We start from the raw sequence: 25,807 nt of genomic DNA, 5'->3' as shown, positions 1-25,807 counted from the left end.
GTCGTCGATGGCGTGGTGGTCGCTGGCCCTGCGCTTCAGGCCCGCAAACGGGCGCCGACACGTGCTTCAAGGCTGGCCAGCACTGCCTGCACAGCCGACTCGATCTCCTCGTCAGTCAGTGTAGCGAGCTCGTCCGAAAGCACCAAGCGCACCGCCAGGCTTTTCTCGCCGATCTGCATGCTGGTGCTGCCCTGCTGCGGCCTGTAGATGTCAAACAGCACCGCATCCTTGAGACGACCTTGCGTCGGCGCGGCATGGATGGCCTCCATCAGCGCCGCGTGCGTCACACGCTCCTGCACGATCACCGCGATGTCGCGCTCCACCGCCTGCAACTTGCTCACAGGCTGGAACGCCGGCACCGGGCGCTGCAGCACGGCATCGAGGGCCAGCTCAAACAGCACCGGTGCCTGCGCCAGCTCATAGCCCTGGCGCCACTGCGGATGCAGCTCGCCCACGTACCCGATGGCGCGCCCGCCCACGCTCACCTGCGCGCAGCGCCCCGGGTGCATGGCCGGATGGGATGCGGCCGTGAACTCAGCTTGCAGTGGCGAGAGCAGCGCCTCGACGTCGCCCTTGATATCAAAGAAATCCACGGCCTTGTCAGACTGGCCCCAGCTGAGCGCAGCCCGCGGCCCGTAGGCCAGACCCGCCACGCGCATGGGCTGGTCAAAGCCTGCCACAGTGGTGTCAGTGTTCTGGCTCTGCGCATCGCGCAGAAAAACGCGGCCGATCTCGAATACGTTCACACGCGCGGCTTTGCGGTCGAGGTTGAACTTGAGCACCTGCAGCAGCGAACCGACCAGCGAGGATCGCATCACACTCATCTGGCTGGCGATCGGATTGAGCAGCTTGATGGGGTTGGGGTTGCCGGCCAGTTCATGCTCCCAGCGCTCTTCTACAAAACTGAAGTTGATGGTTTCCTGGTAGCCCAGCGACGCCAGCGCGCGGCGCACGGCAAACGGGCTGCGCTCAGCTTCAGGCCGCAGCTTGGCGGTGATGGGCGCCAGCGGCGGCACCTCGGGCAGGTGGTTGTAGCCCACCATGCGTACCACTTCCTCAATAAGGTCTTCCTCGATCTGGAGGTCAAAGCGGAAGCTCGGCGGCGTGACCGTCACTGTGCCCTCGCCCTGGGTGAGCGGCAGGCCCAGCCGCTGCAAGGCATCCACGCACTGGGCCTGGGTCAGCGGCATGCCGATCACCTTGGCCGCACGGGCAACGCGCAAGGTCACTGGCGTGGCCTTCGGCAGGTTGACCTGCTGGTCGTCCATCGGGCCGCACACCGTCTCTGGCGTGCCGCAGATGTCGATGATCAACTGCGTGATGCGCTCGATGTGGGCGACGGTCTCACCCGGGTCCACGCCACGCTCGAAGCGGTGCCCGGCATCGGTCGAGAAGTTGTAGCGGCGCGAGCGACCTGCGACAGACTTGGGCCACCAGAACGCGGCCTCCACATACACGTTGCGGGTGTCATCAGACACGGCCGTGGCGTCGCCGCCCATGATGCCGGCGAGCGACTCCACCTGCTGGTCGTCGGCAATCACGCCCACCTTCTCATCGACGGTGATGGTGTTGCCGTTGAGCAGCTTCAGGCTCTCACCGGGGCGACCCCAGCGCACATCGAGTGCGCCGTGAATCTTGTCGAGGTCAAAGATGTGCGATGGGCGGCCGAGTTCGAACATCACGTAGTTCGAAATGTCGACCAGTGCTGTCACGCTGCGCTGACCGCAGCGTGACAGACGGTCCACCATCCATGCAGGCGTCGCGGCTTGGGTATTGACGTTGCGCACCACGCGGCCCGAAAAACGGCCGCACAGATCCGGCGCGCTGATCTTCACCGGCAGGCGGGTGTTGTCGGCCACCGCCACTGCTGGAAATTCCAGCTTTTTCAGCGGGGCACCGGTCAGTGCAGACACCTCACGCGCCACGCCGTACACACTCAGGCAGTGCGCCAGGTTGGGCGTGAGTTTGAGGGTGAACAGCGTGTCATCCAGTTGCAGATGGGTGCGGATGTCCTGGCCCAGTGGCGCATCGGTCGCCAGTTCCAGCAGGCCGCCGTGGTCTTCCGAGAGCTTGAGCTCACGGGCCGAGCACAGCATGCCCTGGCTCTCCACGCCGCGCAGCTTGCCAACCTTGATGAGGAAAGGCTTGCCATCTTCGCCGGGTGGCAGTTCCGCGCCCACCAGCGCGCACGGCACCTTGATGCCCACGCGGGCGTTGGGCGCGCCGCACACGATGTTGAGCAGAGCGCCCTGCCCCACATCCACCTGGCAAACGCGCAGGCGGTCGGCATTCGGGTGCTGCACAGCCTCCTTGATCTCACCCACCACGATGTGTGTGAAAGGCTGCGCAACCGGCTTGAGCTCTTCGACCTCCAGACCAGCCATGGTCAACGTATCGGCCAGTTGCTGGGTGGTGATGGGCGGGTTGCAGAATTCGCGCAACCAGGACTCTGGGAATTGCATGGTCTTACCTTGTGCTTCTTGTTGTTCTTGTGGGTTTTATGACTGGAATTGCTGCAGGAAACGAATGTCGCCGTCAAAAAAGAGGCGCAGGTCATTCACGCCATAGCGCAGCATGGTCAGGCGGTCTGGCCCCATGCCGAAAGCAAAGCCGATGTATTTTTCAGGGTTGAGGCCCATGTTGCGCACCACGTTCGGATGCACCTGGCCAGAGCCTGCCACTTCAAGCCAGCGACCCGCCAGTGGCCCGGTCTGAAACTGGATGTCGATTTCCGCGCTGGGCTCGGTGAACGGGAAGAAGCTGGGACGAAAGCGCAACACCAGGTCATCGGTTTCGAAGAAGGTGCGGCAGAAATTAGTAAAGACAAACTTCAGGTCCTTGAAGCTGACGTTCTCGCCGATCCACAGGCCTTCGCATTGGTGGAACATGGGCGAGTGGGTGGCGTCGCTGTCCACACGATAGGTGCGGCCCGGCGCGATAACGCGGATCTCGGGCATCGAGCCTGTAAAGGCTCCTTCACCCTTATCGCCGGCGTCTATCAAAGCACGGTGCTTTTTGACGTGCTGCACTGCATGGCGAATCTGCATCGGGCTGGTGTGGGTGCGCAGCAGGTTGGGCGCCGCCTCGGTGCCACCTTCGACATAAAAGGTGTCGTGCATGGAGCGGGCAGGATGGTCTTCTGGCGTGTTGAGCGCGGTGAAGTTGAACCAGTCGGTTTCGATTTCTGGGCCCTGGGCCACTTCAAAACCCATGGAGCCAAAAATCGCCTCGATGCGCTCCAGCGTGAGCGAAACCGGGTGCAGACCACCCGGCGTGCGCTGACGGCCTGGCAGGCTCACGTCGAGCGCCTCGGCCTTGAGCTGGCGCTCCAGCTCGGCGTTGGCCAGCGCCTGCCGGCGGTCGTTCAACGCGGCTTCAATGGCCTGCTTGGCGAGATTGATCGCGGCACCGCGGGATTTCTTTTCTTCCACGCTCAGGGCGGCCATGCCCTTCATCAATTCGGTGACTTTTCCCGACTTCCCCAGAAACTGGGCCTTGGCGTTTTCAAGGTCTGCGGGCGTGAGGGCCTGCGCGAAACTGGCCTGCGCGGCAGCAACCAGTTCATCCAGAGTGTCGGGTGCGTTCATAAATTCTCTTGTACGGATACGGGAAACAGCAAAACACGGCGAATCGCAGCAATCCACCAGCGGCGAAGTCGCAAGGCCCATGAAAAAGGGCCAGAGCCTTTTCAAGCTCCAGCCCTTTATTTCCGGATCCTCGTTGCCGCTAACTCAATAGCGGCAGATCCTGAAAATCAGGCAGCCAGCTTGGCTTTCACCTGCTCAACGATGGCGCCGAAAGCAGCGCTGTCATTGATGGCCATATCGGACAGCACCTTGCGGTCAATCTCGATACCGGCTTTCTTCAGGCCGTTGGCGAACTGGCTGTAGGTCATGCCAAATGAACGGCTGGCCGCATTGATACGGGCGATCCACAACTGGCGGAACACGCGCTTTTTGGTACGGCGGTCACGGTAGGCATATTGCCCGGCCTTCATCACCGCTTCTTTGGCGATGCGGAAGACATTACCGCGGCGACCGCGGAAACCTTTGGCAAGAGCGAGAACTTTTTTGTGGCGGGCGCGAGCCGTTACACCACGTTTGACGCGAGGCATGTGTGTACTCCTTGTTCGTCGTTGGGTTAAATGCCCTGGCCGGGCAGCATCTGGGACATGTGACCCATGTTGGTCGCATGCACAGTAACTGCGCCACGCAGATGGCGTTTGTTTTTAGTGGTCTTCTTGGTCAGGATGTGACGCTTGAAGGCTTGACCGCGCTTGACGGTGCCACCAGGACGAACGCGGAAACGCTTTTTGGCGCCGCTCTTGGTCTTCATTTTGGGCATGTGAATGCTCCTTTTTCATTTGTGCTCGTGAGGCGCTGCGAACCTGACGCAGACTTGATGGCCCCGAGCCACTTGTGTAGCGAAAGGCTTTTCAGCCCTTCACTGGTCGCAAGGGATTTGACTCCCCTGCTTTTGGAAACCAGACCGAAGCCCGGTTTCACCGGAACGCCGCGAAGCACCCCGTGTTATTTTCGTCAACCCTTTCAGGCTGCAGCCGACGTGGCTGGTGCTGCTTCCGCAGCTGGCTTGGCACCCGGCTTCTTGCGGCCCGGCGCGATCATCATGACCATCTGCCTGCCTTCCAGCTTGGGGAACTGCTCCACCAGAATCAAATCTGCCAACTCATCGCGGATCCGGGCCAGCAGCGCCAGACCCAGTTCCTGGTGCGTAATCTCGCGACCGCGGAAGCGGAGCGTGATCTTGCACTTGTCGCCATCGTCAAGAAAGCGCTTGATGTTGCGCATCTTGATGTTGTAATCGCCATCGTCAGTGCCGGGACGGAATTTGATTTCCTTGATCTCGATCACCTTCTGCTTGGACTTGGCTTCGGCCGCCTTCTTTTGCTCGGCGTACTTGAACTTGCCGTAGTCCATCAATCGGCAGACCGGCGGCACCGCCGTGGGAGAAATCTCTACCAGGTCCACATCCGCCTCACCGGCCAGACGCAGCGCCTCCATGATGCTCACGATGCCCAATGGCTCGTTGTCCGGCCCGGTCAGACGCACTTCGGGAGCCATGATTTCACGGTTCAAGCGGTGCTTGCGTTCTTCGCGCTGGCGGCGGTCACGAAATTCAGTAGCGATGGCTGTAATCCTTTAACTCTTGCTATAAAAGCTATAGCGGCTTGCGCCCGTTCCACGGGAACGAGGGGCCAAAATCATCAACAAGTTTGTGAAGAATCAGGCTTTTTGTGTGATGTCGGAAGCAATTTGCTGCGCAAACGCTTCGAGGGGCATCACTCCAAGGTCTTTGTTACCCCGGGCGCGCACTGCCACTGCGCCTGCAGCCTTCTCCTTGTCGCCAACGACGAGGATGTAAGGCAGCTTCTTCATGGAATGCTCCCGTATTTTATACGTTATTTTCTCGTTGCGCAGGTCGAGGTTGACCCTAAGCCCTTGATTTTGCAGCGTTTTGGCCACTTCCCGGGCGTAATCGGCCTGGGAATCGGTGATATTGAGCACCGAAACCTGTTCCGGAGCCAGCCAGGTCGGCAGCGCGCCAGCGTGCTCCTCGATCAAAATCCCGATGAAACGCTCCAGACTGCCCACGATGGCCCGGTGCAGCATGACCGGGCGGTGGCGGGCGCCGTCCTCGCCCACATATTCAGCATCCAGCCGCTCCGGCATCGAAAAATCCACCTGCATGGTGCCGCACTGCCACTGCCGGCCGATCGCGTCCTTCAGGGTGTATTCGATCTTCGGGCCGTAGAAAGCGCCGTCGCCAGGGGCGATTTCAAACTCGCAACCCGAAGCGCGCAGGCTTTCCATCAGCGCGTGTTCAGCTTTGTCCCAGCTCTCGTCGGAGCCGATACGCGCCTCCGGCCGCGTCGCCACCTTGTAGATTATGTTCTTGAAGCCAAAGTCGGTATAGACCTTCTGCAGCAGCGTGGTGTAGTCCACGCACTCCTTGAGGATCTGATCTTCGGTGCAGAAGATGTGGCCGTCGTCCTGCGTGAAGCCACGCACCCGCATGATGCCGTGCAGGCCGCCCGAGGGCTCGTTGCGATGGCACTGACCGAATTCGCCGTAGCGCAGCGGCAGGTCGCGGTAGCTCTTGATGCCCTGCTTGAAGATCAGGATATGGCCGGGGCAGTTCATCGGCTTGAGCGCGTATTCGCGTTTCTCGCTTTCGGTAGTGAACATGTTGTCGCGGTACTTGTCCCAGTGGCCGGTCTTCTCCCACAGCGTCTTGTCAATCACCTGCGGGCCTTTGACCTCCTGGTAGCCGTTGTCCTGGTAGACCTTGCGCATGTACTGCTCGACGCCCTGCCACACCGTCCAGCCCTTGGGGTGCCAGAACACCAGACCCGGCGCATGGTCGTCGATGTGGAACAAGTCCAGTTCCTTGCCCAGCTTGCGGTGGTCGCGCTTTTCGGCCTCTTCCAGCATCGTCAGGTACTGATGCAGGTCGTCCTTGGTGGCCCACGCTGTGCCGTACACCCGCTGCAGCATTTCGTTGCGGTGGTCGCCGCGCCAGTAGGCACCAGCCACCTTCATCAGCTTGAAGAACTTCAGCTTGCCAGTGCTGGGCACGTGCGGGCCGCGGCACAGGTCTTCAAAGTTGCCTTCGCGGTAGAGCGACACATCTTCATTGGCCGGGATACTGGCGATGATTTCGGCCTTGTAGTGTTCGCCGATGCCCTTGAAGTACGCCACGGCCTCGTCGCGCGGCAGCACGCGGCGGGTGACCGGCTCGTCCTTGGCAGCGAGTTCCGCCATGCGCTTTTCAATCGCCGCCAGGTCCTCGGGAGTGAACGGGCGTTTGTAGGAAAAATCGTAATAAAAGCCGTTGTCAATCACCGGGCCGATGGTGACCTGTGCGTCAGGGAACAGCTCTTTCACCGCGTAGGCCAGCAGGTGGGCTGTGGAGTGGCGGATCAGTTCCAGGCCGTCTGCGTCTTTCGCCGTGATGATGGAGACCGCGCTGTTCTGGCTGATCAGGTAACTGGTGTCGACCACCTTGCCGTCCACCTTGCCGCCCAGCGCGGCCTTGGCCAGGCCCGCACCGATGGAGGCGGCCACCTCGGCAACAGTCAGCGGTGCGGGGTATTCACGTTGGGAAGCGTCTGGGAGCGTGATTTGAATCATGGCGGTCAGTTTGAAAAGCTAGCAATCAAAAGGGAGCAACAAAAAAGCGCGGAACCTGCCGCGCTTTGATGGGGTGTGTCGGTTTCAGCTATGAGTTGGTAGCCAATGGTCACCGGGGCATGCGGACAGGCGCCCTGGATGACTCCAGATCACGGACGAGGACGTAGTTCGCGGTGTCATAACCCGAACAATCCTTTCTGTTTCTGGAAAAGTTGCTTGCATCTCGCTATTTTACGTCACGGCACCCTGCCGCTTGCAAGAGCCTTCGAAGGCGTTGCCCAGCAAACAACGATTAACAAGCGATCAACAAAAAAGCCCGGGGCATGCCGTGAGGCACGCATCCGGGCTCAAGGCCACGCCGGGTAGGCGCGGCAACCTTGGGTTCTCCTGTCAGAGATCAGACGTTCAGTGGAACTGTTCTTCTTCGGTCGAGCCGGTCAGCGCAGTCACACTCGACTTGCCGCCCTGGATGGTGGTGGTCACCTCGTCGAAGTAACCGGTGCCCACTTCCTGCTGGTGCGACACAAAGGTGTAGCCGCGGTCGCGTGCTGCGAATTCCGGCTCCTGCACTTTCTCGATGTACGCCGTCATGCCGCGGGCCACGTAGTCCTGGGCCAGATCGAACATGTTGAACCACATCGAGTGGATGCCGGCCAGCGTGATGAACTGGTACTTGTAGCCCATGGCACCCAGCTCTTTCTGGAACTTGGCAATCGTCGCGTCGTCCAGATTCTTCTTCCAGTTGAAGGACGGCGAGCAGTTGTAGGCCAGCATCTTGCCGGGGTGAACCTTGTGCACGGCTTCGGCAAACTTGCGGGCGAATTCGAGATCGGGCGTTCCGGTTTCGCACCACACCAGATCGGCGTAGTGCGCATAGACCACCGCGCGGCTGATGGCCTGGTCGATGCCTTTGCGGGTCTTGTAGAAACCTTCAGCGGTGCGCTCGCCGGTGATGAAGGGCTTGTCGTTGGCGTCGTAGTCGCTGGTCAGCAGGTCGGCGGCTTCCGCGTCAGTGCGTGCAATCACCAGCGTCGGCACGCCAGACACGTCGGCGGCCATGCGGGCTGCAATCAGCTTCTGCACTGCTTCGGCCGTGGGCACCAGCACCTTGCCACCCATGTGACCGCATTTCTTGACCGAAGCCAGCTGGTCTTCAAAGTGAACGCCGGCAGCGCCTGCCTTGATCATGGCCTTCATCAACTCGAAAGCGTTCAGCACGCCACCGAAACCGGCTTCTGCGTCAGCCACGATGGGCGCGAAGTTGTCGATGTAGCCTTTGTCGCCAGCATCAATGCCTTTGGAGTGCTGGATTTCATCCGCACGACGGAAGGTGTTGTTGATTCGCTCGACAACCGTTGGCACGGAGTCGACCGGATACAGGGACTGGTCGGGGTACATGGAGGCGTAGCTGTTGTTGTCAGCCGCCACCTGCCAGCCCGACAGGTAGATGGCCTTGACGCCAGCCTTGACCTGCTGCATGGCCTGGCCACCGGTGAGTGCGCCGAGGCAGTTGACGTAAGGCTCGGTGTTGACGAGGTTCCACAGTTTTTCGGCGCCGCGGCGGGCCAGCGTATGCTCGATCGGGAAAGAACCGCGCAGGCGAACCACATCGGCAGCGGTGTAGCCGCGCTTGATGCCTTTCCAGCGGGGGTTGGTGGCCCAGTCTTTTTCCAAAGCGGAAATTTGCTGGTCGCGGCTCAGTTGCTCAGTCAGGGTTTGCGGCATGGTGGACTCCGTAGGTTGGTAAAACAAAGTGGCGAATCGATGAACCCACTTTAAGTCTTCTACAAGACTTTTGAAAGCTCTTATGTCTTATATAAGACTTTTATTTAATCCAATAAAATCAACACTCTTCTGATTATTTTTCTTATCGTGGAATTCTTTTTCTTGCATTGAGAAATATTTTTGCAGCGCAGCAATTTCATTTTCCACATCAAGAAAACAAAATATCGTATGGTGAAATAATGGAATTTCAGGTCGCATGGGCGCGCCCTGAAGCGGGCCCGACAGTGCGACAACCTCAGAGCCTAGAGGCGGCGGTCGCCCCGGCGAACCCAGTCGCCGCTGGCAATGCGGGGCTTGCCTACCACGCGGTCGGCGGCGATTTCGTACAGCAGGCAGACCAGCACTTGCAGGAATGCGTCCGCCGCTGCAGCCGCTTCACGCGCCATCAGCACGGGCACCTCACGGCGGATGTACTCACCGGTCTGCTGCGGCCAGACCTCTTCGATGGCATCGAGCTGTCGTTCGAGTTCGGGGGTGATGCTGTAAACCTCCCCCACCACGTGCGGGTCATGCAAAGCTGCAGTTGGGGTGTCGTGGGGCATCTCGCCAGAGGGTTGAAGCACCAGGCCCGGATAGCTGCCCAGGTCATACAGCACGCCAGCCACGCGCCCCTGCCCCACCCAGCGCGGCGCCGGTTGCAGTCGGTTGATGTCTCGCACTTCGCCTCGGCGCAAGGTGCCATACACAAATACATGGCGGTTCGGTACAGCGCTCATGCTGCGACCGAACCACCAGGTGCAGCAGCAGACGCCAGATACCGACATCCGTCATGCAGGCTGGCCAGCGCATATGACAAATCAGGCATCATTCGGGCCAGTCTTTTCACATCAACATCGATTCCCCGTTTCATGAACCGCATTGTGGCGTATGCCTGCCTTGGCCTGAGCATGTCCCTCGTGGGCAGCTATGTGGCACTGTCTAAACCGCTGGTGGCCGCCCTGCCCGTCTTTCTGCTGGCCTGGCTGCGCTTCGGCATTGGCGGTGCGGCCATGCTGCACTGGCTGAAAAAGCCCGCAGGCGAGTTGCCCATGACCCGGCACATCAAGGGACTGGTGTTTCTGGAATCTTTCCTCGGCAACTTTCTGTTTTCCATCTGCATGCTGTACGGCGTGAGCCTGACGAGCGCGGTCGCGGCAGGCGTGATCATGGCCTCCATCCCGGCGGCAGTGGCTGTGATGAGCTGGCTCTTTCTGCGCGAGCGCATTGCCCTGCGGGTGTGGGCGGCGGTGGTCTGCGCCGTGCTGGGCATTGCACTGGTGTCGATGACCCAAACCGCACCCGCGCATGCGGCCGGTGAATCGATGCCGCCAGCAGATGCACGTCTGGCTTGGCTGGGCAACCTGCTGCTGGTGGCGGCGGTGCTGTGCGAGTCGGCCTATGCGGTGATCGGCAAAAAGCTCACGGGCGTGCTCAGTCCCAAGCGCATCACCGCGATGATCAATCTCTGGGGATTCCTGCTGGTCACCCCGCTGGGTTTGTGGATGGCCTGGGACTTTGACTTTTTGACCGTGGCACCAGGCAGCTGGTTGCTGCTGGTGTTTTACTCGCTGGCAGCCAGTGTGTGGACGGTGTGGCTGTGGATGACCGGTCTGCGGTCTGTGCCCGCCAATCAGGCGGGCGTGTTCACCGTGATGCTGCCCATCAGCGCGGCCGTGGTCGGCGTTATGGTGCTGGGCGAATCACTCTCCGGCATGCAGCTCGGCGCCTTTGCGATTGCGCTGACTGGCGTGGTGCTGGCTACTTTGCCGGAACGGGATCAGGAATCGTCTGCTCCGGCCGCGCCGCCGCACTGATCTCGCGATCCAGTCGGCGCTGGCGGCGCAACATCATGATGCTGTAGGCAATGATGCCGGTCGACACCACCAGAATCAGGATGGTCGCCGCAGCATAGATCGACGGATTCACGCCCCGTCGCGCATAGCTGAAGATGACCTGCGGCAGGGTGGTCACGCCCGGACCAGACAGGAATTCAGAGATGACCACATCGTCGAAAGACAAGGTGAAAGTCAGCAACCAGGCCGACACCAGTGCGGGTGCAATGCTCGGCAGCGTCACGAGGAAGAACACCTCGACTGGCCGGCAGCCCAAGTCCATCGCGGCCTCTTCGAGACTGCGGTCCATCTCGCGCAGACGGGACTGGATGACCACCGTGGCATAGGCCATGCCCAGCAGCGTGTGGCCGCAAACAATGGTGATGAAACCGCGGTCGGGCCAGCCGATGGCCCGCTGGATCGCGACCATCAGCAGCAGCAGCGACAGGCCGATGATGACCTCAGGCATCACCAGTGGTGCATTGACCATGCCGTAGAACAGCGTACGCCCCCGAAAACGCAGGTAACGCACCAGCACAAAGGCAGCAAAGGTGCCCAGCACCACCGACAGCGTGCCGGTGAGCAGCGCCACCTTGAGCGACAGGAAAAAACCTTCCACGAGACGCGAGTCGGACAGCAAGGCCTCGTACCAGCGCAATGAGAAGCCGGTGAAGACACCGTCCTGCCGGGTGCTGTTGAATGAAAAGACGATCAGGAACAGCAGGGGGATGTAGAGGAACAGGTACATCAACCCAAGCCAGAATTTGCCAAGGTGGTTTTCGCCAAAGCGCAGCAGTGCTTTCATTTCAGCTCTCCCGCGCCTTGTCGTTCTCGATGGCCGAGCGGTAGTACAGCGCCAGAGGCACCAGGATCAGCAGGATCATCACCACCGCCAGGGCCGACGCCCTGGGCCAGTTGTTACTGCTGAACATCTCATCCCACACCACGCGGCCAATCATGATGTTCTCGGCACCGCCCAGCAGCGAGGGAATCACGAACTCCCCGACACAGGGAATGAACACCAGCATGGAGCCGGCGATGATGCCGGACTTGCTCAGCGGCACGGTGATCAGCCAGAAGGCCTTCCAGCTGCTGGCGCCCAGATCGTGTGCGGCCTCCAGCAGGCGGAAATCCATCTTCACCAGCGTGGCGTAGAGTGGCAGGATCATGAACGGACAGTACACATAGGTCATGCCCACCAGCATCGAGACATCGGTGTACAGCATGATCAGCGGCTCGTCGATGAGACCCAGCCACAGCAGCAGATTGTTAAGCACGCCCTGATCGGCCAGGATCCCCTTCCACGCGTACACGCGCAGCAGGAAGGAGGTCCAGAACGGAAGCATGACCAGCATCAACAGCGCTGGCCGCAGCTCTGGCTTTGCACGGGCCAGAAAGTACGCAAACGGGTAGCCGATCAGAAGACAGAACAGCGTGGTCAGCAAGGCGTATTTCAGCGAGGTCTTGTAGGCCTCGGTGTAGATGGTGTCACCCCACTGGCTGGCAGCCTCCGCGCTGTCCACAAAGATGGAGGCGTAATTGTTGTAGCGCAGCAGGAATTGCCACGAGCCGTCCACCGTCTCGACCAACGGGGCGAACGGGTCCACGCCATTGCCCATGTCGGTGACGCTGATGCGCAGCAGGATCAGGAATGGCAGCAGGAAGAAAACAATCAGCCAGACGTACGGCACCCCGACGATAAAGCGCCGACCGAGATTGAGCTGGAGCCAGGAAGGAACTTTCATCGCTTTGCGCCCGCTTCCGTGCTCACTGTGTCAGCACCACAGGCGCCGAATCGTCCCACCAGAAGTACACCATGTCTTCCCACGTGATCACGCTGTTGTCGTGGCGGGTGGTGTTGGTCTCGGTGATCTTCACGGTGGCGCCACTGGGCATTTCCACGATGAAGGTGTTGTAGCTGCCGAAGTAGGCGATCTCCCGCACCCGTCCGGTGAACAGGTTGACGCGAACATCGGGCGGCGTCTTGGCGATGTGAATTTTCTCGGGTCGGACTGCCACAGCCACCGACATACCCTGCGCACCACTGATCCCGTGACCGACATGCACGACGCCATGGGCGGTGGTGATTTCGCAGCGGTCTGCCTCATCCACCGTCAGCTCGCCCTCCATCAGGTTCACGTTGCCAATGAAGTCGGCCACGAAGCGACAGTTGGGGTGCTCGTAGATTTCCTTGGGCGTTCCGACCTGCAGCACACGCCCGTGGCTCATCACGGCGATGCGCGATGCCATGGCCATGGCTTCTTCCTGGTCGTGCGTGACCATGACACAGGTCACACCCACCGATTCGAGGATGTTGACCAGCTCGAACTGAGTGCGTTCGCGCAGCTTTTTGTCGAGCGCGCCAAGGGGTTCGTCCAGCAACAGCAACTGCGGCCGTTTGGCCAGGCTGCGAGCCAGCGCCACGCGCTGCTGCTGGCCGCCCGAGAGCTGGTGCGGCTTGCGTTTGGCGTAGGTTTCCAGCTGCACGAGCTTGAGCATTTCATCAACCCGGGCGCTGATCTCGCCCCGGGGCATGCCCTCGCGCTTGAGGCCGAACGCGATGTTGTCCCATACCGTGAGGTGCGGAAACAGCGCATACGACTGGAACATCATGTTGATGGGCCGCTCGTAAGGCGGGAAGGACGCGATGTCCACGCCATCGAGGTAGACAGCACCCGACGTCGGCTTCTCAAAGCCTGCCAGCATGCGCAGCAGGGTCGACTTGCCGCAACCCGAGCTGCCCAGCAAGGCAAAAATTTCGCCCTTGTGGATCGACAGCGACACCTCGTCAACGGCTGCAACGCCGTCAAAACGCTTGACGAGGTGATCAGTCCTTAAAAATCCATCGCCCGGCGATGTCATTGCACTCATGAAGACGGGTTCCTGAAGTCAGACGGACATGAAAAAAAGCTGCGCACACAAAACCATTGTGTGCGCAGCCTGGCGATCGCCGTACTCAGCGGTCAGCCGGGGGGCGGATCACTTGCCTTTTTTGAAGGCGGTGAACACGTTGCTCATCGATTCGCGGGCTTCGTTAGTGAAGCTCGCTGGCGACACCATCTTCTGCATGTTGGGTGCATCCGGGAACACCGCCTTGTCCTGGGCGATCTCGGGCTTAACGCTCGCCAGGCTGGCCTTGTTGGCGGTGGCATAGCCCAGTTCGTTGGTCAGCGCAGCAGACACATCCGGACGCAGCGAGTAGTTGATGAAGGCCATCGCGTTGTTGGGGTGCTTGGCATCCTTCGGAATGGCCAGGGTGTCGAAGAAGATCAGACCGCCGGTGCTGGGCAGCAGGGCTTCGAGTTCCACACCGCTTTTGTTCTCGGCCGCACGTCCCTTGGCGATGTTGATGTCGCCAGCCCAAGCCAGCGCCACGCAGGCTTTGCCGCCAGCGAGGTCGTCGATCATGGTGCTGGAGAACATGCGCACATGCGGACGCACCTTGGCGAGCATCTCGCCGGCCGCCTTGTGGTCTGCTGCATCGTTGGAATAAGCGTTCTTACCGATGTAGTGCAGCGCTGGTGGCAGCACTTCGGTGGGCGAGTCGAGGAAGGCAATGCCGCAGGACTTCAGCTTGGCCGTGTAAGTGGGGTTGAACACCAGATCCCAGGCGTTTTCAGGCATGGGGGTGGAGCCGAGCGCCTTGGCGACCTTGGCCTTGTTGATGCCCACCGTGGTGAAGCTCCAGGCCCAAGGCACCAGATAGGCGTTGCCCGGGTCGATGGTGCCCAGCTTTTCCATGATGGCAGGATCGAGGTTGCCGTAGTTCGTGATCTGGGCCTTGTCGAGCTTGCCGAGCAGGCCGCCGTCGATCTGGGGCTTGGCAAACACGGCGCCCGGAACCACGATGTCGTAACCGGAGTTGCCGGCGATCAGCTTCGCCTGCAGGGCTTCATTGTTCTCGAAGGTCTGGTAGTTGACCTTGATGCCAGTTTCCTTCTCGAAGTTGGCAATCGTGTCCTTGGCGATGTAGTCAGGCCAGTTGTAAACGTTGAGGACCTTCTCCTCAGTGTTCACTGGCGCGGCAGCCGGTGCGCTGGCCGGAGCTGCCGGCGCGGCGGCAACAGGGGCCTCTTCTTTTTTGCCACAGGCACTCAACACGACAGCAGACAGGGCAAAAATCCACAAGTTTTTTCTCATGATGCGCGGACTCCGTGAGTAGGGGTAAGAACAAAAAAAGACGGGCGGGGGCAACCGGTGCAGCTGGCGCCCCCCGAATCAGGCTGCCGCAGATTGTATAAGAGCCTTTTTTACCGGTAAACCGGCCGGGAACTGGCGCGGAGACTGGCAACCGGGACTCGTCAACAACCCACTGACCACCGCCCTTCAGCGACGGCTTGGAGCCTTCAAAAGCATGCAAAAACCGTACCCGCAAGCAGCGATTCAACAGCCTTCGCCCCTTGCCGCTGCGGCCCGGATCGTCACGCAAACAGGGTTTTGTACTGGTCGCGAAGCAGGTTTTTCTGGACTTTGCCCATGGTGTTGCGCGGCAACTCGGGAACCACAAAGCACCGCTTCGGGATCTTGAAATTGGCCAGGCGCGACTTCAGGCTGGCCAGAATTTCGGCTGGGTCGGGCGCACTGCCCGGCTTGGCGATGACCACCGCCACGCCCACCTCGCCAAAATCCGGATGCGGCACGCCTACCAGTGCGCTTTCGGCGACGCCGGGAATCTCATTGATGTAGCCCTCGATTTCGGCCGGATAGACGTTATAACCCCCGCTGATGATCAGGTCCTTGCTACGACCCACGATGGAGATGTAGCCACGCGCATCAATCTTGCCGACGTCACCGGTCTTGAAATAGCCGTCAGCGGTGAACTCTTCCTTCGTCTTCTCTGGCATGCGCCAGTAGCCCTGGAACACATTGGGGCCTTTGACCTGAATGGCACCGATCTCGCCGGTCGGCAGTGCCTTGCCATCGTCGCCCTGCACGCGCAGGCTCACCCCCGGCAGCGCAAAACCCACGGTGCCGCCCCGCCGCTCGCCACCCTCGTAGGGGTTGGACGTCAGCATCACCGTCTCGGACATGCCGTAGCGTTCCAGAATCGTGTGGCCAGTGCGCTGCTGCCACTCGGTAAACGTTTCGATCAACAAGGGCGCCGATCCAGCAACAAAAAGGCGCATGTTGCGGCAGGCTTCGCGGTTCAGCCCGGGCTCGCCCAGCAACCGGGTGTAAAGCGTCGGCACGCCCATGAACACCGTCGCCTCGGGCAGCTTGCGCACCACCAGTTTCGGATCGAACTTGGCCAGCCAGATCATCTTGCTGCCGTTGATGAGTGCGCCGTGCAGGGCCACAAACAGGCCGTGCACGTGGAAGATCGGCAGCGCGTGGATGAGCACATCGCCACGGCCCTCAGGCCCTCCGGTCGCCGTCCAGCCCCAGTAGTCCTTCAGCACCAGCGCGTTGCTCAACATGTTTTCATGCGACAGCATGGCGCCCTTGCTACGGCCGGTGGTGCCGCTGGTGTACAGGATGGCCGCCAGATCGTCGGCGCCCCGCTGCACCACGGTGTGGCGGTCGCTGCAGTGCGCCGCACGCTGCAGCAGTGAGCCGGTGCGGTCGTCGTCCAGCGTGAACACATTCTGCGTGCCTGCCTTGAAAGCGATCTTGCTCACCCAGCCAAAATTCTTGCTGCTGCAGACCACCACCGACGGCTCGGCGTTGCCGATGAAGTATTCGATCTCGCCACTTTGGTAAGCCGTGTTCAGCGGCAGAAACACGTAGCCGGCCCGCAGCGTGGCCAGATACAGCATCATGGCCTCGACCGACTTTTCCACCTGCACGGCAATGCGCGCGCCGGCTGGAAGACCCAGCGACGCCAGCAGATTGGCCATCATGGCCGTGCCACGGTCCAGATCACGCCACGAATAGAACAGGCCGGTGTCAGTCTCGACGGCGATCTCGTCAAGGGCTTGGGGGAAAGCTGCGCGCAGTGCGGCAAACAGGTTATGGTTTTTCATGGGCCAGGCAAAAAGTAGTGAGTAACAAAAAAAGAAAAACAATCAGGTGGCCGTTTCAGGCCACCGCGGAACCTGATTCATCCAGTGAAAACCGGTTCACGCTTTTCAACAAAAGCCATCACGCCTTCGCGGTGCTCGGCAGACGCAGCATAGTCGTAGGCATAGTCGAGCAGTTCAGTCATGGCGGAAGGCGGCACTGACGCACCGACCACGCGCAAGGTCTGCTTGTTGAGCCGCGCCGCCTGAGGCGCCAAAGCCTTGATACGATCCACGCGCCGCGTCACCGCATCAGCCAGGCGCGTTGGCGGCAGTACCTCGTGGAAAAACCCGCGGCGTTGCATTTCCGGTGCCCCGAGCACAGCTGCCGCCAGCAGCATCTCACGCACTGTCGCCTCTCCTGCCACGCGGGCAACCAGCGCCGCCTCGCGAGGTGCCATCGGGAAGCCCAGCTTCGCAATCGGCGCACCGCATCGCGCATCGTCACTTGCCAGACGCAGATCGCAGCAACAGGCCATCTCCAGCCCGGCGCCCATACAGTTGCCTTCAACGCGCGCCACCATGGGCACATCGCAATCAATCATGGCCTGCAACCCACCCCACACATCGTTCTCGTGGAAGTCGCGCAGGCTGCTTTCGGCAAACCGGAAACTGGCGTACTCGGCAATATCGCCACCCGAGCAGAAATGACCACCCTCCCCGCCGATCACCACGCATCGCAGGCCCGGGTCACCCTGAATCCGCATGAATATCCCGCGCAATTCACGCCACATGTGGCGAGACATGGCATTGAGTTTGCCCGGGTTGGACAGGACGACATGCGCAACGTCGCCCTCGATCGCCAGACGGACAGTACCGGTCATGCGCCAGGCCGGGGCGACTGAACAGGTTCGCCCCGGTGAACCGGCAGGATCATTCCAGCTTCGCTCCCGACGTTTTCACCACGGCCGCCCAGCGCTTGACTTCGCTGCTGACAAAGGCGCCGAACTGCGGCGGCGTGAGCGTGCCGAACTCGGCACCGTTGCTGGCCCAGATGGCCTTGAGCTCATCGCTGGCAGAGGCCTTGCGCAGCTCTTCCACGATACGGCCCTGCAGGTCTGCCGGCAATCCCTTGGGTGCCCACAGGCCGTACCAGGTCGTCACGGTGTAGTCGGGCAGCCCCAGCTCGGCAGCGCACGGCACATCCGGAAAGGCTGGGTTGCGCTTGTTGCCTGACACCATCAGGGCCTTGACCCGTCCAGCCCGGATGTGGGCAGACGAAGAACCGAGGCCGTCAAACATCATGTCGACCTGACCGCCGACCAGATCACGCAGCGCAGGTCCTGCACCGGTGTAAGGAATGTGCGTGATGAAAGTCTTGGTCTGCTGCTTGAACAGCTCGCCGGCCAGGTGGTGCGAGGTGCCCGTTCCAGCAGAGCCGTAATTGAGTTTTCCGGGGTTCTTGCGCACCATCTCGAGGAAGGATTTGAAATCAGGCGACGTGATGTTCTTCGGGTTGACCACAATGACCTGCGGCACGTTGGCCATCAGTGCGAGTGGCACAAAATCCTTCTCGATGTCGTAGTCGAGTTTGGGGTACAGCGACGGGGCGATGGTGTGATGCACCGCACCCATGAACAGCGTGTAGCCATCCGGCTGCGCCTTGGCGGCAATGCCGGCACCCAGCGTGCCGCCTGCCCCGCCTCGGTTGTCGATCACCATGGTCTTGCCGGAGATCTTGGCGAACTGCGCCGACAGCGGCCTGGCGAAGGCGTCGGTGCCACCGCCGGCGGGGAATGGCACCACCACGGTCACCGGTTTGGAGGGCCATGCGGAGGACTGCGCATGGCTGCCCAAGGAGGCGGTGGCGAGGCCGGCGACGGCTGCGCGCAACACGGTCCGGCGTGACGCGTCTGTGTGAATGTTGAAGGTCATGTGTCTGTCTCCTGTCGTTATGAAATCAAATCGTCAAACCAAGTCAGCCGGTGGCAGTGCCTGTTCCGACCAACGCTAAGTACACGTTTCAAATGTACAAATCTTCAATATCCCCTGATACGGGGATTTTCCCCTGTGCAAGCAAGCCGCGATGCTTGTCGAGCCGCTTGAGGTCATAGAGGTAATTCACCATCAGCCCGTACGACTGCTTGACCCCTTTGGATGAAGGGTCTGCGGCCCAGTTGAGTCGCTCCACCCGAGCGCCGTTACCAAGGTGAAAACGCGCCACCGGATCCAGCGGCTTGCCGTCGTCCATCGCCTGGCCCAGGTAATGCGCTGCGCATTGCATCAGCATGTGGCGCACCGGTGACTTTTCGGATAGCGACAGTGGCTCCTCTGCTGCTGCCAAAAAATGACCCGCTGCGGGTGGTTCAAAGCCCACCGCACGCCCGAGCGCCGACCGGTCCTTTGCATCGAGCTTGTCGAGCATGCTGGCGGCGTTTTTGGACAGCCAGCTGCGGAAACCCGGAATGGGTGAAAGGGTTGCAAAGGTCTTGAGGCGCGGGAACTCCTCTTTCAGCGTCTCCACCACGCGTTTGATCAGCGAGTCACCGAAGCTCACACCCCGCAAACCGGTCTGCGTGTTACTGATGGAATAAAAAATCGCAGTCGTCGCCTTCTTCAGGTCGGATGGCGCTGCCAGCTCATCGAGCAATGGCGTGATGTCGGTGGCGATCTCGTCCACCATCGCCACTTCCACAAAAATCAATGGCACATCGGGAAGGCGTGGATGAAAAAAGCCGTAGCAGCGGCGATCACTGTCGAGCCGGTTTTTCACGTCCGCCCAGCTCTTGATATCGTGCACCGCTTCGTACTGGATCAGTTTTTCGATCAATGAGGCGGGCGAGTCCCAGCTGATGCGGCGCAGGTCGAGGAAACCGACATCGAACCAAGTGGAGAACATGTACTCCATCTCCACATCGAGCGCCTGCAGGCGTTTGTCGGTACGCAGGCTGGACTGCATCTCGGCGCGCATGTTGACCAGAAACTGGATGCCGCCCGGGTACACGCTGAAGCGCTGCAGCAAACGCCTGCGCGGCGAAACCGTTGCGCGGCGGTAGCGCACTTCTGCCACCGCCTCGTCGGGCGTGCCAACGGCGGCTGCAAACTGCGCCTGGGCAGCCTTCACCTTCTGCGGGTTGGCCACAAACTGCTCGCTCATCAGCAGCCACAGGTCGCGGCGCTGGTCGAGCGGCGCTGCGAGGTACCAGTTGGCCACCTCCAAGGCCAGGCGCCCGCCTTCGACCTCGCTCACGCGCGGATCGATGATGGCCTGCAGATCGGCCAGCATGCGCCGCAGCGCGCTGGGGGACAGCGCCTCGTCTTTCTGCTTGAGCGTGGCCTGGAGCCGCTCTGGGGTGCTGCGCGGTCCGGTGCCGCGGCCCGCAGCGCCGGTATCAGACGCTGATCTGGCCTTGTCCGCACGTGCATCGGTCGGCATGACAGTCTTTTTGTCGCCCGCCGTGAACTTGGACACACTGCGGCTGAGCCAGTCGGTCGCGCTCATGAGGCCACCCGGGATTTGCGGGCATGGACCAGCTCGCGCAGGGCCTCCCTCTGACGTGTGAGGTGTGTGCGCATGGCGGCCTCGGCGCCCTCGCTGTCGCGGCTTTTGAGGGCCGCGAAGATGCTCAGGTGCTCCGACAGACTTTGGGCCAGACGGCCGGGCGCACGCAGCTGCTGCAGGCGCGCCAGCTTGAGTATCTTGCGAAGGTCTGCAATCGCCTGCGCCAACCAGCGGTTGTTGGCCAGCAGGATGATGGATTCGTGAATGATGAAATTGGTGGCATAGTAGTCGTTGATGCGGCCCGCCTTGGCATGGCCGGTGAGCTTGTCATGCAAGGTGGCAAGCGCCTCCAGATCGGCATCGGTGGCGTTGCGCGCTGCCTCATGGGCGCAACGCCCCTCGAGCAAGGCAATCACCGGGAAAATTTCGTCGAGGTCCTGCTCGGTGACTTCGCTCACGAAGCAGCCGCGCCGCGGCTCATGGCGCAGCAAACCCTCGGCCGTCAGCACCTTCAGCGCCTCACGCAGCGGGGTGCGCGATATCTCCAGTCGCTCGCACAACGCTACCTCATCCAGAAAGCTGCCAGGGGCCAGCGTCCCGGAGAAGATCTGTTCCCTGAGGGTGTTCGCCACCTCGTGGTGCAGAGAGTTGTGAACAAGACGCATGCAATGGTTCCAGGGCTCGGTGACGTCGCTCGAAATCAGCTGTTGGCGTATAGGTCGCGCGAGAAACAGCTTTTTTGCTATCAGCCTCAGTCTTCCCTGCTTTTTTGAGGAAAAACTTTTTGCTGATTTTTCATAATTATGCGTAATTACAGCAATCCGACCAAGCAAAATGCCAAGCCCTGTGCGGTAAAACCACAGGGGTATGCCCTAGGAACGCAAAAAATCGGATCTGCGGAAGCAAGCGTTGAAGGCAAGCAATCCCGCGCTGATCAAGGGCAGCGCGGGTCGCAGGAAGATCAGGGCGCGAGTAAAGATCGATTGCATGCGGATACCTGTTCACGCGACGCGCGATCCCGGGCGCCCCTCACACGTCATTTGCGAAGGAACGCCTGACCGGTATCGCCACTCGGTATCGCTCAGCGGGTCTCTTCGCGCCGGGTGGCCCAGGCCCACAGCGCCACACCCGCCGCCATCATTGGAATGCACAGCCATTGGCCCATGCTCAAGCCCAGCGCCAGCACACCCAAGAAGTCGTCGGGCTCGCGGAAAAACTCGGCGATGAAGCGGAACACACCGTAGCCAAACAAAAACGCACCAGAGACCTGCCCCATCCGGCGAGGCTTGCGGGCATAGAGCCACAGCAGCACAAACAGCAGCAGTCCTTCAAGCAGGAACTGGTAGACCTGCGACGGGTGGCGTGGCAGCGGCGAACCACTGCCGGGAAACACCATGCCCCATGGCAGGGTCGGGTCCGAGAAACGCCCCCACAGTTCGCCGTTGATGAAGTTGCCCGCGCGGCCCGCTGCCAGCCCGGTTGGCACACAAGGGGCGATGAAATCCATCACCTGCAGCCACGGCCTTTGCCGGGTACGGGCAAACCAGACCTGCGACACCAAAACGCCCAGCATGCCGCCATGAAAACTCATGCCGCCCTGCCAGATGGCAAAGATCTCCAGCGGATGGCTGAGGTAGTAGCCGGGCTTGTAGAAAAGGCAGTAACCGATACGTCCGCCAACCACCACGCCCACGACCCCGAGGAACAGGATGTCTTCAATGTCCTTTACCGACCAGGCGCCCGGGCCAGTGATGGATGCATAGGGCTGATGCCGCAGACGCCGAGTGGCCAGGAAAAAGAACAGCGCGAACGCGGCGAGATAGGTCAGGCCGTACCAGTGAATGGCCAGCGGCCCGAGCTGAAGTGCAACGGGATTGATTTCGGGATGAATGAGCATGCCTGCATTTTGCACGTGCCACCCAAAGGCCTGCGGCTGCGGCCGGGATCAGCAGAGCGTCTGTACCGCAATCCCTCAACAGTTCACTGGTCGAGTGGCGCTTCCATTTCCCTGATCAGCGCCACAAATCGCGCCACCACCGGGTTGCTGCCACCTGCTTTCCAGAGCAGGCTGGTTTCACAGCCGGGCACGGTCACGACGGTCTGAACGGCAGACTTTGAAGCCGACCTGCGCACGCCTGCACCTTGTGGCGCGACGAGGCGCCGGTACACCACACCCGGCCGCTGGAACTGCTGCACGCTTTCGGGCACCCACGCTAGCCCCACCCCGGCCGAGACCAGATTCACGATGGTCTGCATCTGGATGGCCTCCTGCGCCACCCGCGGCAGCGCACCGGCGGCGTGGTACATCGCAAAGATCGCGTCGTGGAGAGACGGCAAAATGCGGCGCGGAAAAATGACCAGCGGCTCATTTTTCAGATCGTTCACCGAAAGAGCGGCCCGCGACGCCAGCGCACTTTGTTCCGGCAGCGCCACCACCAGCGGCTCCTGTGCGATGCGCAATGACTCGAAGCCGGTCGGTGCGAAGCCGGGGGAATGCAGCACAAACCCCGCATCGATGGTGCCGCGTTCAAACGACTGCAGCTGCACATCGCCGGTCGACTCCATCAGCTCCAGCACCACGCCGGGGTAGCGCTCGCGGAATGCGCGCACCCAGCGTGGCAACAGGTCAAAACCCACCGTGGACACAAACGCCAGCCGCAGGCGACCGGCCTCGCCGTCCGCGCTGGCGCGGGCCAGCGCCGGCAACGCCTCGGCCCGGGCCAGCACATCACCCACCTCTGCCACCAGCGCCCTGCCTGCCGCTGTGAGTTGCACGCTGCGCTGGGTCCGGTCGAACAGGCGCACGCCGAGGGTGCGCTCCAGCTGGGCGATGGCCTGGGTCAGGGGTGGCTGCGTCATGGCCAGCCGGCGGGCGGCATTGCCGAAGTGAAGCTCCTCCGCCACAGCCAGGAACTGTCGCCACAGCCGTAGTTCAACGTGTGCAGTCTTCATATGCAAAATATATCAATGTTGCATGAATAATGGATTGGAGAATATCAGACAAAACACGCATACTCACGGCTGACCCGCCGTCGCCATGCCCACGGCGCCGCCCTCTCCCCAGCCACTACAAGAGACATCTCATGGAAACCAAAACCATCCGCCTCAACCCCCGCAGCAAGAACATCACAGAAGGCAAATCGCGCGCACCCAACCGCTCGATGTACTACGCCATGGGCTACGAGGAAGGCGACTTCCAGAAGCCCATGATTGGCGTGGCCAATGGCCACAGCACCATCACACCCTGCAACAGCGGCCTGCAGAAACTGGCTGATGCCGCGATTGCCGCCATCGAAGAAGCCGGTGGCAACGCACAGGTGTTCGGCACACCCACCATATCGGACGGCATGGCCATGGGCACCGAGGGCATGAAGTACTCGCTGGTCAGCCGCGAGGTCATCTCCGACTGCATCGAAACCTGCGTGCAGGGCCAGTGGATGGACGGCGTGCTGGTGGTTGGCGGTTGCGACAAGAACATGCCCGGCGGCCTGATGGGCATGCTGCGCGCCAACGTGCCGGCCATTTACGTGTACGGCGGCACCATCCTGCCCGGCAGCTACAAGGGCAAGGACCTCAACATCGTCAGCGTATTTGAAGCCGTGGGCGAAAACGCCGCCGGCCGCATGAGCGACGAAGACCTGCTGCAAATCGAGCGCCGCGCCATTCCGGGCACCGGCAGCTGCGGCGGCATGTACACCGCCAACACCATGTCAAGCGCGTTCGAGGCCCTGGGCATTTCGCTGCCCTACTCCAGCACCATGGCCAATCCGCACGACGAGAAGATGAACTCGGCCAAAGAATCGGCCCGTGTGCTGGTCGAAGCCATCAAGAAGGACATCAAGCCGCGCGACATCGTCACCAAGAAGGCGATTGAAAACGCGGTGGCGGTCATCATGGCCACGGGTGGCTCCACCAATGCCGTGCTGCACTTCCTCGCAATCGCCCACACAGCCGGCGTGGAGTGGACGATTGACGACTTCGAGCGCGTGCGCCGGCGCACCCCGGTGCTGTGTGACCTCAAACCGTCCGGCAAATACCTGGCGGTCGACCTGCACAAAGCGGGCGGCATTCCGCAGGTCATGAAGACCCTGCTGGCCGCCGGCCTGCTGCATGGCGACTGCCTGACGATTTCAGGCCAGACGATTGCCGAAGTGCTCAAGGATGTGCCGGACGTGCCACGCGCCGACCAGGATGTCATCCGCCCGATCAACAACCCGATGTACGCAGAAGGCCATCTGGCCATTCTCAAGGGCAACCTCTCGCCCGAAGGCTGTGTGGCCAAGATCACTGGCCTCAAGAGCCCGGTGATGACTGGCCCAGCCCGGGTGTTTGACGACGAGCAGTCGGCACTGGCCGCCATTCTGGCTGGCAAGATCAAGGCGGGCGACGTGATGGTGCTGCGCTATCTGGGCCCCAAAGGTGGTCCGGGCATGCCGGAAATGCTGGCGCCCACGGGCGCACTGATTGGCGCCGGTCTGGGCGAAAGCGTCGGCCTCATCACCGATGGCCGGTTCTCCGGCGGCACCTGGGGCATGGTGGTCGGCCACGTGGCGCCCGAAGCGGCGGCAGGTGGCAACATCGCCTTCATTCATGAAGGTGACTCCATCACCATCGATGCGCACCAGTTGCTGCTGCAGCTGAACATCAGCGATGCCGAACTGGCCCAGCGCAAGGTCGGCTGGAAGCCGCCCGCCCCCCGCTACACCCGCGGCGTGCAGGCCAAGTTTGCGTTCAATGCGTCCAGCGCCAGCAAGGGCGCCGTACTCGACGATTATTGAGATTAGGGTTTATCGTTCCCAACGAAAAAGGCCTGTCGGATACCGACAGGCCTTTTTCGATGATGCGGACAATTTACTTGCGCTTGCGAGACAACATGCCCATCGCATCACGCTGTTTGTCGATACGGTCCTGCTTGCGCTTGTCCATCTTCTCGACTTCCTTGCGCTTGGTGTAACCGGATGCGTCGGCCCAGGCCCACCACGCCACCGCCAGTGCGAATGGGGACAACACGATCCACCAGCTCCACGCGGCCACCGGGCCGATTTCCAGATACTTCAATGCGAGGGCAATCACACCGGCCACCAAAAAATACATGTCTGACTCCTGGGCCTTCTGGCCATAAGGGCTGCTTGAAACCTCGGGAAATCAAGGTCAACCAGCCTCACTACAATGACGTTGAATGACTGTAACCGAATCCACGTTTGGACTCGTCTTTTCCAAAGGACTTCTCATGAAACTCGCTTTTCTGGCCCTGGCATCCATGACTGCAAGCCTGATGGTCGCCACTCCTGCAATGGCCGATGCGCAACTGGCCACCGCCAAGAACTGCATGGCCTGCCACGCGGTCGACAAGAAACTGGTGGGCCCGTCCTACAAGGACGTGGCGGCCAAATACGCGGGCCAGAAAGACGCCGCCGATAAATTGGCAGTCAAGGTCATCAAGGGCGGTGCAGGCGTCTGGGGCCCGGTTCCCATGCCAGCCAACCCACAAGTCTCCGCAGACGATGCAAAAAAACTGGTGACCTGGATTCTGGGTCAGAAGTAATCTGACTTGCTCCGGGCCCGCCAGCTCGGGTCACCTGACACAAAAAAGCCCGTCATCTGACGGGCTTTTTTATG

The 25,807-nt window shown here is 61.1% G+C and carries 24 protein-coding genes; 3 read left to right on the top strand and 21 right to left on the bottom strand.

Annotation, left to right across the window (positions count from 1 at the left end; genetic code table 11):
* Positions 1-35: 35 nt before the first annotated feature.
* From pheT to AAG793_RS01675, 9 genes are all read right to left on the bottom strand, one after another.
* The gene (gene pheT / locus AAG793_RS01715; protein ID WP_341903164.1) at positions 36-2,462 is read right to left on the bottom strand and encodes a phenylalanine--tRNA ligase subunit beta; all 2,427 of its coding nucleotides are present in this window, start codon (positions 2,460-2,462) and stop codon (positions 36-38) included.
* Between the two features lie 36 nt (positions 2,463-2,498).
* Positions 2,499-3,587: a phenylalanine--tRNA ligase subunit alpha gene (gene pheS / locus AAG793_RS01710; RefSeq protein ID WP_341903162.1), complete on the bottom strand. Its 1,089-nt coding sequence runs from the start codon at positions 3,585-3,587 to the stop codon at positions 2,499-2,501.
* 167 nt (positions 3,588-3,754) lie between these two features.
* Positions 3,755-4,114, bottom strand: coding sequence for a 50S ribosomal protein L20 (rplT, locus tag AAG793_RS01705; protein WP_341903159.1), 360 nt, complete (start codon positions 4,112-4,114; stop codon positions 3,755-3,757).
* Between the two features lie 26 nt (positions 4,115-4,140).
* The gene (rpmI, locus tag AAG793_RS01700) at positions 4,141-4,344 is read right to left on the bottom strand and encodes a 50S ribosomal protein L35 (RefSeq protein ID WP_341903156.1); all 204 of its coding nucleotides are present in this window, start codon (positions 4,342-4,344) and stop codon (positions 4,141-4,143) included.
* Between the two features lie 203 nt (positions 4,345-4,547).
* Positions 4,548-5,156, bottom strand: coding sequence for a translation initiation factor IF-3 (infC, locus tag AAG793_RS01695; RefSeq protein WP_341905351.1), 609 nt, complete (start codon positions 5,154-5,156; stop codon positions 4,548-4,550).
* Positions 5,157-5,243: 87 nt separating this feature from the next.
* Positions 5,244-7,151, bottom strand: a complete 1,908-nt coding sequence (gene thrS / locus AAG793_RS01690; protein ID WP_341903154.1) for a threonine--tRNA ligase — start codon at positions 7,149-7,151, stop codon at positions 5,244-5,246.
* A gap of 405 nt (positions 7,152-7,556) precedes the next feature.
* On the bottom strand, positions 7,557-8,876 hold the full coding sequence (gene aceA, locus AAG793_RS01685) for an isocitrate lyase (RefSeq protein WP_341903151.1): 1,320 nt from the start codon (positions 8,874-8,876) through the stop codon (positions 7,557-7,559).
* Positions 8,877-8,963: 87 nt separating this feature from the next.
* Positions 8,964-9,134 carry a hypothetical protein gene (locus AAG793_RS01680; RefSeq protein WP_341903149.1) on the bottom strand — a complete coding sequence of 57 codons (171 nt, stop codon included), beginning with the start codon at positions 9,132-9,134 and terminating at the stop codon, positions 8,964-8,966.
* Positions 9,135-9,178: 44 nt separating this feature from the next.
* Positions 9,179-9,652: a gamma-glutamylcyclotransferase family protein gene (locus tag AAG793_RS01675; protein WP_341903145.1), complete on the bottom strand. Its 474-nt coding sequence runs from the start codon at positions 9,650-9,652 to the stop codon at positions 9,179-9,181.
* 132 nt (positions 9,653-9,784) lie between these two features.
* Between AAG793_RS01675 and AAG793_RS01670 the strand changes: the two genes are divergently transcribed.
* Positions 9,785-10,729 (top strand): DMT family transporter, encoded by a 945-nt coding sequence (locus tag AAG793_RS01670; RefSeq protein ID WP_341903143.1) that lies wholly within the window; start codon positions 9,785-9,787, stop codon positions 10,727-10,729.
* Here AAG793_RS01670 and AAG793_RS01665 read toward each other — a convergent pair.
* From AAG793_RS01665 to AAG793_RS01615, 11 genes are all read right to left on the bottom strand, one after another.
* Complete coding sequence (locus AAG793_RS01665; protein WP_341903141.1) at positions 10,674-11,552, bottom strand: ABC transporter permease subunit; 879 nt, start codon at positions 11,550-11,552, stop codon at positions 10,674-10,676. The genes AAG793_RS01670 and AAG793_RS01665 overlap by 56 nt on opposite strands.
* A 1-nt stretch (position 11,553) precedes the next feature.
* Positions 11,554-12,492, bottom strand: coding sequence for an ABC transporter permease subunit (locus AAG793_RS01660; protein WP_341903139.1), 939 nt, complete (start codon positions 12,490-12,492; stop codon positions 11,554-11,556).
* 22 nt (positions 12,493-12,514) lie between these two features.
* Positions 12,515-13,618 carry a polyamine ABC transporter ATP-binding protein gene (potA, locus tag AAG793_RS01655; protein WP_341903136.1) on the bottom strand — a complete coding sequence of 368 codons (1,104 nt, stop codon included), beginning with the start codon at positions 13,616-13,618 and terminating at the stop codon, positions 12,515-12,517.
* 108 nt (positions 13,619-13,726) lie between these two features.
* Positions 13,727-14,887: an extracellular solute-binding protein gene (locus tag AAG793_RS01650; RefSeq protein ID WP_341903134.1), complete on the bottom strand. Its 1,161-nt coding sequence runs from the start codon at positions 14,885-14,887 to the stop codon at positions 13,727-13,729.
* 281 nt (positions 14,888-15,168) lie between these two features.
* Positions 15,169-16,710 (bottom strand): malonyl-CoA synthase, encoded by a 1,542-nt coding sequence (locus AAG793_RS01645; protein ID WP_341903132.1) that lies wholly within the window; start codon positions 16,708-16,710, stop codon positions 15,169-15,171.
* A 77-nt stretch (positions 16,711-16,787) separates the two neighbouring features.
* Complete coding sequence (locus tag AAG793_RS01640) at positions 16,788-17,570, bottom strand: enoyl-CoA hydratase/isomerase family protein (protein WP_341903130.1); 783 nt, start codon at positions 17,568-17,570, stop codon at positions 16,788-16,790.
* A 49-nt stretch (positions 17,571-17,619) separates the two neighbouring features.
* Positions 17,620-18,621: a tripartite tricarboxylate transporter substrate binding protein gene (locus AAG793_RS01635; RefSeq protein ID WP_341903127.1), complete on the bottom strand. Its 1,002-nt coding sequence runs from the start codon at positions 18,619-18,621 to the stop codon at positions 17,620-17,622.
* A gap of 88 nt (positions 18,622-18,709) precedes the next feature.
* Positions 18,710-20,188, bottom strand: coding sequence for a malonyl-CoA decarboxylase family protein (locus tag AAG793_RS01630; protein ID WP_341903124.1), 1,479 nt, complete (start codon positions 20,186-20,188; stop codon positions 18,710-18,712).
* Positions 20,185-20,853, bottom strand: coding sequence for a GntR family transcriptional regulator (locus AAG793_RS01625; protein ID WP_341903121.1), 669 nt, complete (start codon positions 20,851-20,853; stop codon positions 20,185-20,187). The genes AAG793_RS01630 and AAG793_RS01625 overlap by 4 nt, the downstream gene beginning before the upstream one ends.
* 416 nt (positions 20,854-21,269) lie before the next feature.
* Positions 21,270-22,085: a prolipoprotein diacylglyceryl transferase gene (gene lgt / locus AAG793_RS01620; RefSeq protein WP_341903117.1), complete on the bottom strand. Its 816-nt coding sequence runs from the start codon at positions 22,083-22,085 to the stop codon at positions 21,270-21,272.
* A gap of 83 nt (positions 22,086-22,168) precedes the next feature.
* Positions 22,169-23,140: a LysR family transcriptional regulator gene (locus AAG793_RS01615; protein WP_341903115.1), complete on the bottom strand. Its 972-nt coding sequence runs from the start codon at positions 23,138-23,140 to the stop codon at positions 22,169-22,171.
* A 131-nt stretch (positions 23,141-23,271) separates the two neighbouring features.
* Here AAG793_RS01615 and ilvD point away from each other — a divergent pair, with 131 nt between their 5' ends.
* Positions 23,272-24,966, top strand: a complete 1,695-nt coding sequence (gene ilvD / locus AAG793_RS01610; RefSeq protein WP_341903112.1) for a dihydroxy-acid dehydratase — start codon at positions 23,272-23,274, stop codon at positions 24,964-24,966.
* Between the two features lie 73 nt (positions 24,967-25,039).
* Here the strand turns inward: ilvD and AAG793_RS01605 are convergent, their stop codons facing one another.
* Positions 25,040-25,282 carry a TIGR04438 family Trp-rich protein gene (locus AAG793_RS01605; protein ID WP_341903109.1) on the bottom strand — a complete coding sequence of 81 codons (243 nt, stop codon included), beginning with the start codon at positions 25,280-25,282 and terminating at the stop codon, positions 25,040-25,042.
* A 136-nt stretch (positions 25,283-25,418) separates the two neighbouring features.
* Between AAG793_RS01605 and AAG793_RS01600 the strand changes: the two genes are divergently transcribed.
* Positions 25,419-25,733 carry a c-type cytochrome gene (locus AAG793_RS01600; protein WP_341903106.1) on the top strand — a complete coding sequence of 105 codons (315 nt, stop codon included), beginning with the start codon at positions 25,419-25,421 and terminating at the stop codon, positions 25,731-25,733.
* Positions 25,734-25,807 lie beyond the last annotated feature (74 nt).

The organism is Polaromonas sp. YR568, from assembly GCF_943372955.1.
Taxonomy (GTDB): domain Bacteria; phylum Pseudomonadota; class Gammaproteobacteria; order Burkholderiales; family Burkholderiaceae_C; genus Polaromonas.
This window is presented reverse-complemented; position numbering and strand designations above follow the sequence as displayed.